The organism is Actinacidiphila sp. bgisy160 (assembly GCF_057707815.1).
On sequence record NZ_JBYIQW010000009.1, the window covers coordinates 171,777 to 186,664 of the forward strand.

15 protein-coding genes are annotated in these 14,888 nt (G+C 72.0%); 8 read left to right on the forward strand and 7 right to left on the reverse strand.

All coding sequences use genetic code 11. From position 1 onward, the window contains the following. Positions 1-16 precede the first annotated feature (16 nt). Both rplQ and truA read left to right on the forward strand, forming a co-directional pair. Positions 17-520, forward strand: coding sequence for a 50S ribosomal protein L17 (gene rplQ / locus AC3EUJ_RS11415; protein ID WP_431960956.1), 504 nt, complete (start codon positions 17-19; stop codon positions 518-520). Between the two features lie 71 nt (positions 521-591). Continuing rightward, positions 592-1,449, forward strand: a complete 858-nt coding sequence (gene truA, locus AC3EUJ_RS11420) for a tRNA pseudouridine(38-40) synthase TruA (protein ID WP_431960957.1) — start codon at positions 592-594, stop codon at positions 1,447-1,449. 43 nt (positions 1,450-1,492) lie between these two features. Here the strand turns inward: truA and AC3EUJ_RS11425 are convergent, their stop codons facing one another. Both AC3EUJ_RS11425 and AC3EUJ_RS11430 read right to left on the reverse strand, forming a co-directional pair. Then, complete coding sequence (locus tag AC3EUJ_RS11425) at positions 1,493-3,343, reverse strand: hypothetical protein (protein ID WP_431960958.1); 1,851 nt, start codon at positions 3,341-3,343, stop codon at positions 1,493-1,495. Positions 3,344-3,369: 26 nt separating this feature from the next. Then, complete coding sequence (locus AC3EUJ_RS11430; protein WP_431960959.1) at positions 3,370-4,407, reverse strand: hypothetical protein; 1,038 nt, start codon at positions 4,405-4,407, stop codon at positions 3,370-3,372. Positions 4,408-4,473: 66 nt separating this feature from the next. Here AC3EUJ_RS11430 and AC3EUJ_RS11435 point away from each other — a divergent pair, with 66 nt between their 5' ends. The 4 genes from AC3EUJ_RS11435 to glmM all read left to right on the forward strand — a co-directional run bounded on the left by AC3EUJ_RS11435 (position 4,474) and on the right by glmM (position 8,832). After that, positions 4,474-6,099, forward strand: coding sequence for an ATP-binding cassette domain-containing protein (locus tag AC3EUJ_RS11435; RefSeq protein ID WP_431960960.1), 1,626 nt, complete (start codon positions 4,474-4,476; stop codon positions 6,097-6,099). A gap of 241 nt (positions 6,100-6,340) precedes the next feature. Beyond that, positions 6,341-6,787: a 50S ribosomal protein L13 gene (gene rplM / locus AC3EUJ_RS11440; RefSeq protein ID WP_018562765.1), complete on the forward strand. Its 447-nt coding sequence runs from the start codon at positions 6,341-6,343 to the stop codon at positions 6,785-6,787. A gap of 40 nt (positions 6,788-6,827) precedes the next feature. Then, on the forward strand, positions 6,828-7,328 hold the full coding sequence (rpsI, locus tag AC3EUJ_RS11445) for a 30S ribosomal protein S9 (RefSeq protein ID WP_431960961.1): 501 nt from the start codon (positions 6,828-6,830) through the stop codon (positions 7,326-7,328). 145 nt (positions 7,329-7,473) lie between these two features. Then, a complete protein-coding gene (glmM, locus tag AC3EUJ_RS11450) occupies positions 7,474-8,832 on the forward strand; it encodes a phosphoglucosamine mutase (protein ID WP_431960962.1) in 1,359 nt (452 codons plus the stop codon). A 353-nt stretch (positions 8,833-9,185) separates the two neighbouring features. On the opposite strand, the gene AC3EUJ_RS11455 is transcribed toward glmM, so the two are convergent. From AC3EUJ_RS11455 to coaA, 5 genes are all read right to left on the reverse strand, one after another. Beyond that, positions 9,186-9,599, reverse strand: a complete 414-nt coding sequence (locus AC3EUJ_RS11455) for a PIN domain-containing protein (RefSeq protein WP_431960963.1) — start codon at positions 9,597-9,599, stop codon at positions 9,186-9,188. Further along, positions 9,596-9,859 carry a CopG family transcriptional regulator gene (locus AC3EUJ_RS11460; RefSeq protein WP_431960964.1) on the reverse strand — a complete coding sequence of 88 codons (264 nt, stop codon included), beginning with the start codon at positions 9,857-9,859 and terminating at the stop codon, positions 9,596-9,598. Before AC3EUJ_RS11460 ends, AC3EUJ_RS11455 begins: the two co-directional genes overlap by 4 nt. 90 nt (positions 9,860-9,949) lie before the next feature. Then, positions 9,950-10,252, reverse strand: coding sequence for a hypothetical protein (locus AC3EUJ_RS11465; RefSeq protein ID WP_431960965.1), 303 nt, complete (start codon positions 10,250-10,252; stop codon positions 9,950-9,952). 176 nt (positions 10,253-10,428) lie between these two features. After that, positions 10,429-11,376, reverse strand: a complete 948-nt coding sequence (locus tag AC3EUJ_RS11470) for a DUF389 domain-containing protein (RefSeq protein WP_431960966.1) — start codon at positions 11,374-11,376, stop codon at positions 10,429-10,431. Positions 11,377-11,406: 30 nt separating this feature from the next. Beyond that, positions 11,407-12,387 carry a type I pantothenate kinase gene (gene coaA, locus AC3EUJ_RS11475; protein ID WP_431960978.1) on the reverse strand — a complete coding sequence of 327 codons (981 nt, stop codon included), beginning with the start codon at positions 12,385-12,387 and terminating at the stop codon, positions 11,407-11,409. 218 nt (positions 12,388-12,605) lie between these two features. Between coaA and glmS the strand changes: the two genes are divergently transcribed. Beyond that, complete coding sequence (gene glmS, locus AC3EUJ_RS11480; RefSeq protein WP_431960967.1) at positions 12,606-14,453, forward strand: glutamine--fructose-6-phosphate transaminase (isomerizing); 1,848 nt, start codon at positions 12,606-12,608, stop codon at positions 14,451-14,453. A 7-nt stretch (positions 14,454-14,460) separates the two neighbouring features. Then, the gene (locus tag AC3EUJ_RS11485; RefSeq protein WP_431960968.1) at positions 14,461-14,829 is read left to right on the forward strand and encodes a holo-ACP synthase; all 369 of its coding nucleotides are present in this window, start codon (positions 14,461-14,463) and stop codon (positions 14,827-14,829) included. Positions 14,830-14,888 lie beyond the last annotated feature (59 nt).

Genomic DNA, 14,888 nt, shown 5'->3' on the forward strand with positions numbered 1-14,888 from the left:
ATTGAGGAGAAACACCATGCCGAAGCCCGCCAAGGGTGCCCGTCTGGGCGGCAGCGCCGCGCACGAGCGTCTGCTTCTCGCGAACCTCGCGAAGTCGCTGTTCGAGCACGGCCGCATCACCACCACCGAGGCCAAGGCGCGCCGTCTGCGTCCGGTCGCGGAGCGCCTGATCACCAAGGCGAAGAAGGGCGACATCCACAACCGTCGCCTGGTGCTGCAGACGATCACGGACAAGAGCGTCGTCCACACGCTCTTCACCGAGATCGCCCCGCGGTACGAGAACCGCCCGGGTGGTTACACCCGCATCACCAAGATCGGTAACCGTCGCGGCGACAACGCGCCGATGGCCGTCATCGAGCTGGTGGAGGCGCTGACCGTGGCCCAGCAGGCCACGGGCGAGGCGGAGGCCGCGACCAAGCGCGCGGTCAAGGAGGCCGAGGCCAAGACCGAGGCTCCGGCCGAGGTCGAGGACAAGGCCGAGGCCACCGAGGCTCCGGCCGAGGAGTCCAAGGACGCCTGACGTCCCGACCGGACGGGCCCGCACCCAGATCGCTGGGGCGGGCCCGTCCGTGTGTTTGAGAGGATCTGCGGGTGAGTGTGGCAAGCGATGAGGTGGAGCCCGGGTACGTCCGGGTGCGGCTGGACCTGGCGTACGACGGAACCGAGTTCTCCGGGTGGGCGAAGCAGCGCAGCAGGAGGACGGTGCAGGGGGAGCTGGAGTCGGCTCTCCAGACGGTGCTGCGGCTGCCGGACCCGGTCGAGCTGACCGTCGCCGGGCGTACGGACGCCGGTGTGCACGCCCGGGGGCAGGTCGCGCACGTCGACCTGCCGGAGGACGTGTGGGCGCTGGAGGGCGGCAAGCTGCTGCGCCGGCTGGCGGGACGGCTGCCCTGGGACGTACGGGTGTGGAAGGTCTCGCGGGCCCCGGCCGGCTTCAACGCGCGCTTCTCCGCGATCTGGCGCCGCTACGCCTACCGGGTCGGCGACCACCAGGGAGGGGTCGATCCCCTGCTGCGGGGGCACGTGCTGTGGCACGACCGGCCGGTGGACGTGGACCTGATGAACGAAGCGGCGCGCAAGCTGCTCGGCGAGCACGACTTCGCGGCCTACTGCAAGAAGCGGGAGGGCGCGACGACCATCCGCACCCTCCTGGAGCTGCACTGGGAGCGGGACGCCTCCGGGCTGGCCGTGGCGACCGTCCGTGCGGACGCCTTCTGTCACAACATGGTGCGTGCCCTGGTCGGGTCGATGCTGCTGGTCGGCGACGGCCACCGGTCGGCCGGCTTCCCCGCCGAGGTCCTGGCGGGACGGGTGCGGCACTCGGCGGTCAACGTGGTGCGGCCGCACGGGCTGACCCTGGAGGAGGTCGGCTACCCGGCGGACGAGCTGCTGGCCGCGCGCAACCGCGAGGCCCGCAACATGCGCACCCTGCCGCTGCCTCGCGCCTGAGGGGCGCGGCCGGCGGGCGCCGGTCCGCCGCCTGCCCGCGCGCTCATCCACGGCGCCGCAGTGCCGTGACCACCTGGGTGAGGACGTAGCCCGAGCCCAGGGACGTCAGCACCAGCGGGACCGGGCGCAGGCGGTCGTGGAAGGCACCCCACCAGGAGAAGCAGGCGGCCGGGACGAGCAGCAGCAGGTACAGGGCGCGCGTCGCCCACCAGCGGGCGGGCAGGCGCACCGCGGCGCCCCGCGGGGGCAGCGGCATCGCGCCGTCTTCCGTGGTCAGGGTGCCCCTGACCCCGGAGAGGAAGCCGCGCGGGGCGAGTACCCGGGCACCGGGCACCCCGTCGAGCGTCGTGGGACGCTCCCCGAAGCCCTCGGGCAGCGCCGGCAGGCCCAGTGCCGCCACCGTGTCCGCGAGCCGCCGCCCGGGGGCGTCCATGCCGCGCAGCAGCGCCGTGAGGGGCCGTGCGTCGCGGACGCCGTACGCCGCGGCGAGGGCGCCGGCCGTGGCTCCGGCGGTCTCCAGGGACGGGACGGGCGCCCCCGGTGCCCATTCGTGCGCGGCGACCTTCCTGCCCCGGGCGTACAACGTGATCCCGTACCGGTCGCCCGAGCGCTGCAGGACGACGGCGGGCCACTTCTCGCCCGCCGTGAACAGGTCGACCGCCCCCGCCAGGCTGCCCTCCCCGGTCAGCTCGACATGGGTGAAGCCCGCTCCCGCCGGGGCCAGCCGCAGCCCGGTCCGGCACAGCAGTGCCGCCTGCGCGACGGCGGTGAGCGGTGCGGAGGCCACCGCCAGGGCGCGCGGCGTCCACTCGTGCCCGACTGCCGGGACGGGGACCTGGGGCGGGGTGCCGAAGAACGGGGTGCGGGTGGCGACCCGCATGCGCACCCCGGTACGGAAGTCCAGGAACTCCTGACGGGGATCCGCGCCCAGGTAGGCCCAGGGGAGGCTGGTGGCGTGCACGCCGATGTCGCGGAAGACGCCCAGCGCCTCCTCCCAGCGGCTCGCGCGCATCAGCATCAGCGCCAGGTGGTTGCGGATCTCCGCCGCCTCCGGGTCGCCGGGGTCGTACCAGCGGGACAGCTCCAGGGCGCGGTCGACGGCGGCGGCGATGCGGGCCGGCTCGACCTCGTCCGCGCCGGACGCGTCGTCGGCGGCGGGCCCGCCCGCCACGAGGTCGTACTCGACGGCGGCGAGCAGCGGCAACGCGTTGATCTTCGAGCCGGGCAGCGCCTCCTCGGCGGCCTGCTCGGCGAAGTCGAACATCTCGCGGTGCGTGCCGTACCACTTGGCGCACAGGTACTGCAGGGCGGAGGCGTGACAGCCGTAGTGGTGCGGGGCGCGCTCGACCGCCTCGGCCCAGTACGCGTCGAAGATCTCCCGCGAGGACTGCGTGCCCCGCGCGTGGGTGAGTGCGACGCGCCACGGCACAGGGTCGGCGGGGTTGAGCTCGGCGGCGGCGCCGATCACCGGCACCGCGTCCTTGAGCAGCGCGAAGAACGCCTTGAACTGCTCGGGCGGGACCTCCGATGCGCGGGCGCCGCTGCGTATCTCCCAGGCCTGGTGGACGCACAGGTCGGCCTTGACCAGCGCCGCGTCCGGGTCCTCGGGCGCGGCGTCCAGCCAGGCGTCCAGCCACCCGGGGTTGTGCAGGGCGAACCGTGCCAGCTCCGAGACGTAGGTGTCGCGCAGTTCCCACTGGCATCCCAGCCGGGTCGCGGACAGCAGCTCCCGGGCGGGCCCGTGGTCGCCGCTGCGCGCCGCGGCGAGCGCGCCGCGCAGCGGGACGCCGGGGACGTCCAGGACGACGGCCTCGTCCGGCGGCAGGCCGGCCCCGACGGCGGCGCCGTGGCGGAGCATGCGGGGCAGGGTCAGCAGCGTACGCAGGGAGGGCATGCCGTTCTGGTCCGGGTCGGGCGGGGTCAGCCGGCCGGCGAGGCGGCCTCGGAGGCCATCGCGGCGTCGGCCTGGTCCCTGCCGCGCTGGACGATGCGGTTGAAGGCGTAGTCGAAGCCGTCCTGGCCGGCCTGCCGGGAGGCGGTGTCGGAGCTGGTGGCCGCGGCGCCGTTCCTGGGACCGGAGATGGTGAAGTACGCGTAGCGGCCCACGGCGCCGGACTTGGACCAGCACGCCACGTCGTGGCAGAAGTCGGTCACGCCGCCGCCGTTCAGCGGGCGCACGAACTTGTTGGTCCTGGCCAGCTTCTTGGCGGAGGCCGTGTCCTTGAACACGGCCACGCCGATGGTGACCGCGGATCGGCCGCGCGTGTACGTCACCCGCATCATGCGGGTGCAGCCGTTGCGGGTGAGGGCCGCGGCCAGCGAGCCGGTCGCGGCGCCGGCGCAGTCGCCGTTCTCCTTGGCGGAGGTCTTCACGTACGAGCGGCCGCCGGAGAAGTCCAGCTTGCTGCCGGGGAAGAGGGTGCCCACGTTGAGCGGGGCGGTGTCCTTGGCAGCGGTGGAGAGGAAGTCCAGCGGACCGTAGGTCGGGCCGGGGGAGACCTCGGAGAAGGAGGGCTCGGGCGGCAGGGGGACCTCGGAGGCGGGGGCCGAGGCGGTCTCGGTGGGGGAGGGCCCCGGGCTCCCGGAGCTGACCACGGCCACCGTGACGATCCCGGCGACGGCCGCGGCGGCGAGGACGCCGCCGCCTATGAGGAACAGCCGGCGGCGCCTGGCGCCGGCTGCCGCCTCCTCGGCGAGCGCCGACCAGTCGGGCTCGTGCGCCGCGCGCGGCGGGACCTGCGGCTGCGAGGGGCCCCGGGTGCCCTGACCGGGTACCGGCGGCGCCCAGTCGGCGGGCGGGGTCCAGGCGGGCTGCTGGGGGTGGTGGTCGGGGCCGCCGACAACCTGGCCGCGGAGCACCTGGCGCTCCTCCCCGGGGTCACCCGGGACGCCTCGCTGTCCCGGCGGTGCGGTCCATCCTTCGTTCGGGTTGTACGGCTGCTGCGGCCCGTCAGTCATGGCGCGGATTCTATAGAGGAGAAAACCCGTTTGGCGGCGGGCGGCCGGGCTACGAGAATCCACGGCATGGGACATGTGGACGTTGCGCATCTGGAGTACTACCTGCCGGACGGCCGGGTGTTGCTGGGCGACGTCTCGTTCCGGGTGGGCGAGGGCGCCGCGGTGGCCCTCGTCGGGGCGAACGGCGCCGGCAAGACGACCCTCCTGCGGCTGATCTCCGGTGAGTTGAAGCCGCACGGCGGCACGGTCGCGGTGAGCGGCGGACTGGGTGTCATGCCGCAGTTCGTCGGCTCGGTGCGGGACGACCGGACCGTGCGGGACCTGCTGGTGTCCGTCGCGCCGCCGCGCATCCGCGAGGCGGCGGCGGCCGTCGACGCCGCCGAGCTGGAGATCATGGCGCAGGACGACGAGGCCGCCCAGCTCGCCTACGCGCAGGCGCTCAGCGACTGGGCCGAGGCCCGAGGCTACGAGGCCGAGACGGTCTGGGACATGTGCACCACGGCCGCGCTGGGCGTCCCGTACGAGCGGGCCCAGTGGCGCGAGGTGCGGACGCTGTCAGGCGGCGAGCAGAAGCGGCTGGTGCTGGAGGCGCTGCTGCGCGGCACCGACCAGGTGCTGCTGCTGGACGAGCCGGACAACTACCTCGACGTCCCCGGCAAGCGCTGGCTGGAGGAGCAGCTGCGGCAGACCAGGAAGACGGTGCTGTTCGTCTCCCACGACCGTGAGCTGCTGGCCCGTTCCGCCGAGAAGATCGTCAGCGTGGAGCCGGGACCGGCCGGCTCGGACGTGTGGGTGCACGGCGGCGGCTTCGCCACGTACCACGAGGCGCGCCGTGAACGCTTCGCCCGCTTCGAGGAACTGCGGCGGCGCTGGGAGGAGGAGCACGCCCGGCTGAGGAAACTCGTACTGACCCTCCGTCAGCAGGCGGCCATCAGCCCCGACATGGCCTCCCGCTACCGGGCCGCGCAGACCCGGCTGCGGAAGTTCGAGGAGGCGGGGCCGCCGCAGGAGCCGCCGCGCGAGCAGGACATCCGCATGCGGCTGTCCGGCGGGCGCACCGGGCTGCGCGCCGTCACCTGCGGGCGGCTGGAGCTGACCGGGCTGATGAAGCCGTTCGACCTGGAGGTCTTCTACGGGGAGCGGGTGGCCGTCCTCGGTTCGAACGGCTCGGGCAAGTCGCACTTCCTGCGGCTGCTGGCCGGTGATCCCGGGGTGCGGCACACGGGGGAGTGGAAGCTGGGCGCGCGGGTCGTGCCGGGGCACTTCGCGCAGACACACGCGCACCCGGAGCTGATGGGGCGCACCCTGGTCGACATCCTGTGGACCGAGCACGCGCGCGACCGCGGCAAGGCGATGTCCGCCCTGCGGCGCTACGAGCTCGACCGCCAGGGCGACCAGCGCTTCGACCAGCTGTCGGGCGGGCAGCAGGCGCGCTTCCAGATCCTGCTGCTGGAGCTGGCCGGGTCGACGGCGCTGCTGCTGGACGAGCCGACCGACAACCTGGACCTGGAGTCGGCGGAGGCGCTGCAGGAGGGGCTGGAGGCGTTCGACGGGACCGTGCTCGCGGTCACGCACGACCGCTGGTTCGCCCGCAGCTTCGACCGGTACCTGGTCTTCGGTGCGGACGGGGTCGTCCGGGAGGTGCCGGAGCCGGTGTGGGACGAGACACGGGTGGTGCGGGAGCGGGGGTGACCGGGGTCCGGGCGCGCCCTCGCACGGGCTGTTTTGACCCGAACGGGCAGCCGCGGGTATTCTGCAGGTTCGTTATGCGTATTGGCTTGCTCGTTCTCACGTGAGAGGCCGCTACGCCGGTCCACCGGGCCGATGACCAGCGTTCGCCCTGCGGTATGCGTCGCCGCAGGCGATTGGGCTGTCGTGATCGTCCGGGTGGCCTTGTCAGTACCCACTCACTGAAGAAGCGAAGGCTACGACCGTGCGTACGTTCAGCCCCAAGCCCGGCGATGTCCAGCGCCAGTGGCACGTCATTGACGCGCAGGACGTCGTCCTGGGCCGTCTGGCGTCCCAGGCAGCGTCCCTCCTGAGGGGCAAGCACAAGCCGATTTATGCGCCTCACGTCGACACCGGTGACTTCGTCATCATCATCAACGCCGACAAGGTGCACCTCTCCGGCAACAAGAAGCAGCAGAAGCTCGCCTACCGCCACTCGGGCTTCCCGGGCGGTCTGCGTTCCGTCCGCTACGACGAGCTGCTCGACAAGAACCCCGAGAAGGCCATCGAGAAGGCCGTCAAGGGCATGCTGCCCAAGAACAGCCTGGGCCGCCAGATGCTCTCCAAGCTGAAGGTGTACGCGGGTGCCGAGCACCCGCACGGCGCCCAGCAGCCGGTTCCGTTCGAGATCAGCCAGGTCGCGCAGGGCTAGTCCCGGCCACCACCGACACAGAAAGCATCTGAGGAGCATCGTGGCCGAGACCACCCCTGAGACCCCTCTCGTCGAGGACGGCGAGATCGTGGAGACCATCGAGATCCCGGAGGAGTACACCTCCGAGTCCCTCGCCTCCCGCTTCGGCGAGCCCCAGCCGGCCGCCGGTACGGGCCGCCGCAAGGAGTCCGTCGCCCGCGTCCGGATCGTCCCGGGCTCCGGCAAGTGGACGATCAACGGTCGCACCCTTGAGGAGTACTTCCCCAACAAGGTGCACCAGCAGGAAGTCAACGAGCCGTTCAAGATCCTCGAGCTCGACGGCCGTTACGACGTCATCGCCCGCATCAACGGCGGCGGCATCTCCGGCCAGGCCGGTGCGCTGCGCCTGGGCGTCGCCCGTGCGCTGAATGAGGCGGACGTGGACAACAACCGCGGCCCGCTCAAGAAGGCCGGCTTCCTGACCCGCGACGCCCGCGAGATCGAGCGCAAGAAGGCCGGTCTGAAGAAGGCCCGCAAGGCGCCGCAGTACAGCAAGCGCTGATCATCGCGCGTGCTGCACTGCACGTACGCCCCGGAGGCACTCTGTGCGTCTCCGGGGCGTACGCATTCCGGGGGGTATGGGCGTATAACCGGATGAACGCCCGACGGGTACGGGGCGGAGCACGGCAACATCTCGGAGGAAAGACGTGGGACGACTCTTCGGTACGGACGGTGTGCGCGGTGTCGCGAACGCGGATCTGACGGCCGAGCTCGCGCTCGGACTGTCGGTCGCTGCGGCGCATGTGCTCGCCGAGGCGGGCACGTTCGCGGGCCACAAGCCGGTGGCCGTGGTGGGACGGGATCCGCGCGCGTCCGGAGAGTTCCTGGAGGCCGCGGTGGTGGCCGGGCTCGCCAGCGCCGGCGTCGACGTGCTGCGGGTGGGCGTGCTGCCGACCCCGGCCGTGGCCTACCTCACCGGTGCGCTCGGCGCGGACCTGGGCGTGATGCTCTCCGCGAGCCACAACCCGATGCCCGACAACGGCATCAAGTTCTTCGCCCGCGGCGGCCACAAGCTCGCGGACGAGCTCGAGGACCGCATCGAGTCCGTCTACGACGAGCACCGCACCGGCGCCCCTTGGGACCGCCCCACCGGCGCCGGCGTGGGCCGTGTGCGCGAGTACGACGAGGGCTTCGACCAGTACGTCGCCCACCTGATCGGCGTCCTGCCGAACCGCCTGGACGGCCTGAAGATCGTCCTGGACGAGGCCCATGGCGCCGCCGCCCGCGTCTCGCCCGAGGCCTTCGCCCGGGCCGGCGCCGAGGTGGTCACCATCGGCGCCCAGCCGGACGGCCTCAACATCAACGACGGCTGCGGCTCGACGCACCTGGACCTGATCAAGGCCGCCGTCATCGACCACGGCGCGGACCTCGGCATCGCCCACGACGGCGACGCCGACCGCTGCCTGGCCGTGGACCACCGGGGCAACGAGGTCGACGGCGACCAGATCCTGGCCGTGCTGGCCCTCGCCATGCGCGAGGCGGACCGGCTGCGGAAGAACACCGTCGTCGGCACCGTCATGTCCAACCTGGGCTTCAAGCTCGCCATGGAGCGCGAGGGCATCGACCTGATCCAGACCGCCGTCGGCGACCGCTACGTGCTGGAGTCGATGAAGGAGCACGGTTACGCGCTCGGCGGCGAGCAGTCCGGCCACGTGATCATCCTCGACCACGCCACCACCGGCGACGGCACCCTCACCGGCCTCATGCTGGCCGCCCGGGTCGCCTCCACCGGCCGTTCGCTGGCCGAGCTGGCCGCCGTCATGGAGCGGCTGCCGCAGGTCCTGATCAACGTCCGGGACGTCGACAGGAGCCGCGTCGGGTCCTCCACCGAGCTGTCCGCCGCCGTCGCCGAGGCGGAGGCCGAGCTCGGCACCACCGGCCGGGTGCTGCTGCGCCCCTCCGGCACCGAGCCGGTGGTCCGCGTCATGGTCGAGGCCGCCGACATCGACCACGCCCGCTCCGTGGCCGGCCGGCTCGCCGACGCCGTGAAGTCCGCGCTCGGCTAGACCAACGCTAGACCCGGCGTCCGGCTCCTGATCCCGTCCGGCGCGCGCCCGCTGCCCGGCACCCCTCCGTCATAAGGGGGACCGGGCAGTCGGGCTGCCGGCCTCGCGGCCCCGGGCCCCTGGGCGGCAGCCACTCGGTGTGTCCAGGGGCCCGGAAGCCCGCTCCCGGGCCGGTGCGTCCGCTCCGCGGCGCGGTGGCCCATTGGTCCGAACGGGCTGGCACTGACCGCCGTCAGTGCCGGCCCCGGAAGGGTGCCCGTCACCGGTAGCCGGACGGGTCGGCGGGCTTGCCCGCCTCCTGCAGCTCAGTAGCGGTCGGCCGAGAGGAACTGCCTCATCGGTGAGGGGCCGCGTCAGATCTTGATCACGGTGGCCTGTCCGCCGCACAGCGCGGTCAGGTCTTCGGGGTCCGAGGTGAGGATCGTGACGGGGCCGGGGGCCGCGAGGGCGGTGGCGCTGAGCATGGCGTCGATGGCGTACTTGTGGCCATGCAACCCCGCGTCGGCGAGGAGAGCGGCGGCGTGGCGGGCGATCGGTTCGCTGACTGGCTCGACGACCAGGCGAGACAGCGTCCACTCCAGCGCTGGGCGGTTGATCCGGGGGTGGGCCACCTCTACCAGGGTTGCCGCGGACGTGATCACGCGCAGGTCGTCGGCTCGGGCCAGCGCGAGCCATCCCGTGACGGACCGGTCACGCTGCACAGCCTTGGCAAGACCCTCACTGTCCAGGACCAACGTGCCGCCGGGAAGGGCGGGAGAGCGGGTCACGCGGCGTTCGCCCCGCCCTGTGTCTGATGCTGCCGGGCCTGGTGAAGCTGGTCGCGCAACGCCTGGATCTCCTCGTCTGTGACGGGCCCGTGCTCAGCCTCGGAGACCTGGATGAGCTCGTTGAGGTTGTCGCGTTCGATCTGCCGGGCTACGGCAGCGGCGACGTAGGCGGACAGGCCGGAGGGACCGCTGCGGGCCTTGGCGGCCTCGGCGATGTCGCGTGGCATGGTGATCGAGTACTTGCCGGTGGGCTCACTCATGCTACGTATCCTACCGCCAAGCCTCCCGATGGGTGTCTCGCTGAAATCCGGGCCGAGTGAGAGCTGCCTGGGTGAAGGAGCGCCGCACGGCTACGCCGCATCCGAGACGGGAGGCAGCCGGGCTGTCGCCCAGGGGTAGGACGCCCATCGCTGATCGAGGATCGGGTTGCGGTCCCTTTCATGCCCATTGAGGCATTCGTCGAGCGCCCGCGTGGAGCATTGGGGATCGGCCCCTCGCTCCAGGAGGAGAGAGCTGGGGGTGGTGTCGGCCAACGTCACCAGGCGTTCGATTTCCTGGGCTCCGACGACGGCGATCGGAATGTCGGCGGCGGGCAGGCTCAGGTGAGGCAGGTTGGCATTGGCGACGGGGAACGGCTCAAGCGTGACGATCAATGCTTGACGTGGCCGGTCCGTCGGTATGCTGCCGGCAAATGCTGGATTCCCTGGCCGATCTGGCTGAGGTGGTGTTGACCTGACGGTAGGCGCGGGCCAGCTTGTTGTCAGTCTCGGCAACTCCGAGTGCAAGGCCGAGCCGGGCATTCTCGGTCGGCATCATGGACTAGACCCGGCTAGACCGGGCGCGACACCGAACGCCGCCTGCGCTGCATCGCCCAGAAGCCCTTCTGGGCGAGCAGCGTCAGGACGCCCGCGACGACGATGCCGGCCAGGTTGACGCCCAGCTGCGCCGAGGAGCCCCACAGCTCGCGGTAGTCGCCGTAGGACAGCGCGAGGGCGGCGTTGGCGGCCGCCGGGACGGTGGTCACCGAGATGGCCACGCCGACAAGGGCGCCGGACTTGGCGGAGGTCAGCGAGAGGATCCCGGCGATCCCGGCGAGGAACGCCACCACGAAGGAACTGGCGTCCGGCTGCCAGATGAACGCGGTCGACGGATGCGGGGCCGTGAAGTCGGTCACGCTGAAGACGCCGAGGGCGTCCATCAGGTAGTTGAAGCCGCCGGTGAGCACCATCGCCACTGGGAAGCCCACCAGCAGCGCCGTCAGGGAGCGCCGGGCCAGCCGCCCGTGGCGCTGGACCAGACCGGTGCACACACCCGCCAGCGGGCCGAACTCGGGGCCGACGACCATCGCGCCGACGATCAGGATCGCGCTGTCCAGCATCACGCCGCAGGCCGCCAGCATCGTCGCCAGGGCCAGGAACGCCAGGTAGGTGACGGTGAGGGTGGACTCCTCGTGGGTCGCGTCGGTCAGCGACTCCCACAGCACGGCGTCCGCGCCCTCCCCGGGCGCTTCCTCCTCGGCCTTGGCGGCGCGAGCCGACAGCGACAGGTCGATGTGCTCCACCGCGATCGAGCCCGTGTCGGCGACGCCCATGTGCCGCAGCGCCCGCAGCAGTTCGTCACCCGCCTCGCGCGCCACGTCGCACATGACGATGTCCCCACGCGGCTTGCGGGCCGCTCCTGGCAGCACGGCGACGTGGGTGGCGCCGACGGTCCCCTCGACGAGGGACACGACCTCGTCGGTGCTCCCCTGCGGGACGATCATCCGAAGATGCAGCATGCGGGGCAGGCTACCCCGGGGGTCCGCGGACTACAGCTTGCGCAGCGAGAGCCTCCGCACCTTGTGGTCGGGGCCCTTGCGCAGGACCAGGGTGGCCCGGCCGCGGGTCGGCAGCACGTTCTCCAGCAGATTGGGCTGGTTGATGGCGCGCCAGGTGTGCCGGCCGTACTCCATGGCCTCCTCCTCGGAGACCTCGGTGTAGCGGTGGAAGTACGACAGCGGGTTCTGGAAGGCGGTCTCGCGCAACTTGCGGAAGCGCGCCAGGTACCACTGCTCGATGTCCTCGGTGCGCGCGTCCACGTACACGCTGAAGTCGAAGTAGTCGGCGAGCGCGACCCGGGTGCGGCCGTCCTGGCCCGGCAGGGCGGGCTGCAGGACGTTCAGGCCCTCGACGATGAGGATGTCCGGCCGCCGGACGACCAGTTCCTCGTCCGGCACGATGTCGTAGATCAGGTGCGAGTAGACGGGCGCGCGCACCTCGTCCTTGCCGGCCTTCACGTCGGCCACGAAGCGGGTCAGGGCGCGCCGGTCGTACGACTCGGGGAAGCCCTTGCGGGACATCAGCCCGCGGCGCTGGAGTTCGGCCTTGGGCAACAGGAAGCCGTCGGTGGTGACCAGTTCCACCCGCGGGTGCTCGGGCCAGCGGGCGAGCAGCGCCTTCAGGATGCGCGCGGTGGTCGACTTGCCGACCGCGACGCTGCCGGCGACCCCGATGACGAAGGGCGTGCCGGCCTGCGAGCCGTGGCCCTCCCCGGTGTCGTCGAGGAAGGTGTTGACCGCGCCGCGCAGGCCGTGGGTGGCGCCGACGTAGAGGTTGAGCAGCCGCGACAGCGGCAGGTAGACGTCGATCACCTCGTCCAGGTCGATGACGTCGCCCAGACCGCGCAGCCGCTCGACCTCCTCCGCGGTCAGCGGCAGCGGCGTACGGTCGCGCAGCGCGCTCCACTCCGCCCGGGTCAGGTCGACGTAGGGAGTCGCCTCCGACCTGGGTCTGTGGGCGCTTTGGGGCATCGAGGAGACCGGTGAGATCACAGTCCATTGTTAACGGAGTCCGAACGGGACGGTGGAGTGGGGTGCGTCACGCCGCGGCCCCAGTCGCGGCCGGCGGCCGCCGGCCCTCGACTCCTGCTCTGGGCTACGGCTCGCCAGGGGCTGGTGTCCGTGGGAAATTCCGATGTCGGGCAGGATCCGTCAGGTCCGGGCGCCGGTCGGACCGTAGGCTACGGCACATGTGCGGAATCGTTGGATACGTGGGCGGTCAGTCCGCCCTCGACGTCGTCATCGCGGGTCTGAAGCGTCTGGAGTACCGGGGGTACGACTCGGCGGGCGTCGCCGTCCTCGCCGACGGCGGCCTGGCCGCGGCCAAGAAGGCCGGGAAGCTCGTCAACCTGGAGAAGCTGCTGGACGAACGGCCGCTGCCGGCCGGTCCCGCCGGCCTCGGGCACACCCGCTGGGCCACCCACGGCGCCCCCACGGACGCCAACGCGCATCCGCACCTGGACAACGCGGGCCGGGTCGCCGTCGTCCACAACGGCATCATCGAGAACTTCGCCGCCCTGCGCACCGAACTGGCCGAGCGCGGCCACGACCTGCTCTCCGAGACCGACACCGAGGTCGTCTCCCACCTCCTGGCCGAGGCGTACTCCTCCACCGGGGACCTCGCCGAGGCCATGCGCCAGGTCTGCAGCCGCCTGGAGGGCGCCTTCACCCTGGTGGCCGTCCACGCCGACGAGCCGGACGTCGTGGTCGGCGCCCGCCGCAACTCCCCGCTCGTCGTGGGCGTCGGCGACGGCGAGAACTTCCTCGCCTCCGACGTCTCGGCGTTCATCGCGCACACCCGCGAGGCCATCGAGCTCGGCCAGGACCAGGTCGTCGAACTGCGCCGCGAGGGCGTCACCGTGACGGACTTCGAGGGCAAGCCCGCCGACGTCCGGCCGTACCACATCGACTGGGACGCCTCCGCCGCCGAGAAGGGCGGCTACGACTACTTCATGCTCAAGGAGATCGCCGAGCAGCCCAAGGCCGTCGCCGACACGCTGCTGGGCCGGATCGACGCGAGCGGCCTGCTGACCCTTGACGAGGTGCGCATCCCCGCCTCCGTGCTGCGCGAGGTCGACAAGATCGTCATCGTCGCCTGCGGCACCGCCTTCCACGCGGGCATGATCGCCAAGTACGCGATCGAGCACTGGACCCGCATCCCCTGCGAGGTCGAGCTCGCCAGCGAGTTCCGCTACCGCGACCCGATCCTGGCCCCGCGCACCCTGGTGGTCGCCATCAGCCAGTCCGGCGAGACCATGGACACCCTCATGGCCCTGCGGCACGCCCGCGAACAGGGGTCCAAGGTGCTGGCCATCTGCAACACCAACGGCTCCACCATCCCCCGAGAGTCCGACGCGGTGCTCTACACGCACGCCGGCCCCGAGGTCGCCGTCGCCTCCACGAAGGCGTTCCTCACCCAGGTCGTCGCCTGCTACCTCGTCGCCCTCTACCTGGGCCAGGTGCGCGGCACGAAGTGGGGCGACGAGATCCTCGCCGTCATCCGCGAGCTCTCCCAGATCTCCCGTCAGGTCGAGCAGGTCCTGAAGACCATGGAGCCGGTGCGCGAGCTGGCCCGCTCCCTCAAGGACAAGAACACCGTCCTCTTCCTCGGCCGCCACGTGGGCTACCCCGTGGCCCTGGAGGGCGCGCTCAAGCTCAAGGAGCTCGCCTACATGCATGCCGAGGGCTTCGCCGCCGGCGAACTCAAGCACGGCCCCATCGCGCTGATCGAGGAGGACCTCCCGGTCGTCGTGGTCGTGCCGTCGCCGCGCGGGCGCTCGGTGCTGCACGACAAGATCGTCTCCAACATCCAGGAGATCCGGGCCCGCGGCGCGCGCACCATCGTCATCGCGGAGGAGGGCGACGAGTCCGTCGTCCCCTACGCCGACCACCTGGTGCGGGTGCCGCAGACCCCGACGCTGCTGCAGCCGCTGGTCGCGACCGTGCCGCTGCAGGTCTTCGCGTGCGAACTGGCCACGGCCCGCGGCAACGAGGTCGACCAGCCGCGGAACCTCGCGAAGTCCGTCACGGTCGAGTGATCACGCCGTGATCATCGGGGTGGGTATCGACGTCGCCGAGATCGACCGCTTCGAGCAGTCTCTGGAGCGCACCCCCGGCCTGGCCGAGCGGCTCTTCCTGCCCGGCGAGCTCCACCTCCCCAGTGGGGCCCGCCGGGGCAGCGCCTCCCTCGCGGCGCGGTTCGCCGCGAAGGAGGCGGTCGCGAAGGCGCTGGGGGCGCCCGGAGGGCTGCACTGGTCGGACGCGGAGGTCGTCACGGAGGATTCGGGGCAGCCGCGGCTCATCGTCCGGGGGACGGTGGCGGCGCGGGCCGAGCAGTTGGGGGTGCGGGCGTTTCACATCTCGCTCAGCCACGACGCGGGGGTCGCGTCCGCGGTGGTCATCGCGGAGTCCTGACCCGGTCCGGGGTGCGGGGTGGGGGGGGGGGGGGGGGAGGGAGAACAGACGAGCAGACA

Bases quoted from the DNA above. Each gene is read 5' to 3' on its own strand.
- AC3EUJ_RS11460 (WP_431960964.1), bottom strand. From the start codon at position 9,859: ATGAGTGAGCCCACCGGCAAGTACTCGATCACCATGCCACGCGACATC.
- AC3EUJ_RS11435 (WP_431960960.1), top strand. From the start codon at position 4,474: ATGGGACATGTGGACGTTGCGCATCTGGAGTACTACCTGCCGGACGGC.
- AC3EUJ_RS11430 (WP_431960959.1), bottom strand. From the start codon at position 4,407: ATGACTGACGGGCCGCAGCAGCCGTACAACCCGAACGAAGGATGGACC.
- AC3EUJ_RS11425 (WP_431960958.1), bottom strand. From the start codon at position 3,343: ATGCCCTCCCTGCGTACGCTGCTGACCCTGCCCCGCATGCTCCGCCAC.
- AC3EUJ_RS11470 (WP_431960966.1), bottom strand. From the start codon at position 11,376: ATGCTGCATCTTCGGATGATCGTCCCGCAGGGGAGCACCGACGAGGTC.
- rplQ (WP_431960956.1), top strand. From the start codon at position 17: ATGCCGAAGCCCGCCAAGGGTGCCCGTCTGGGCGGCAGCGCCGCGCAC.
- coaA (WP_431960978.1), bottom strand. From the start codon at position 12,387: ATGCCCCAAAGCGCCCACAGACCCAGGTCGGAGGCGACTCCCTACGTC.
- glmS (WP_431960967.1), top strand. From the start codon at position 12,606: ATGTGCGGAATCGTTGGATACGTGGGCGGTCAGTCCGCCCTCGACGTC.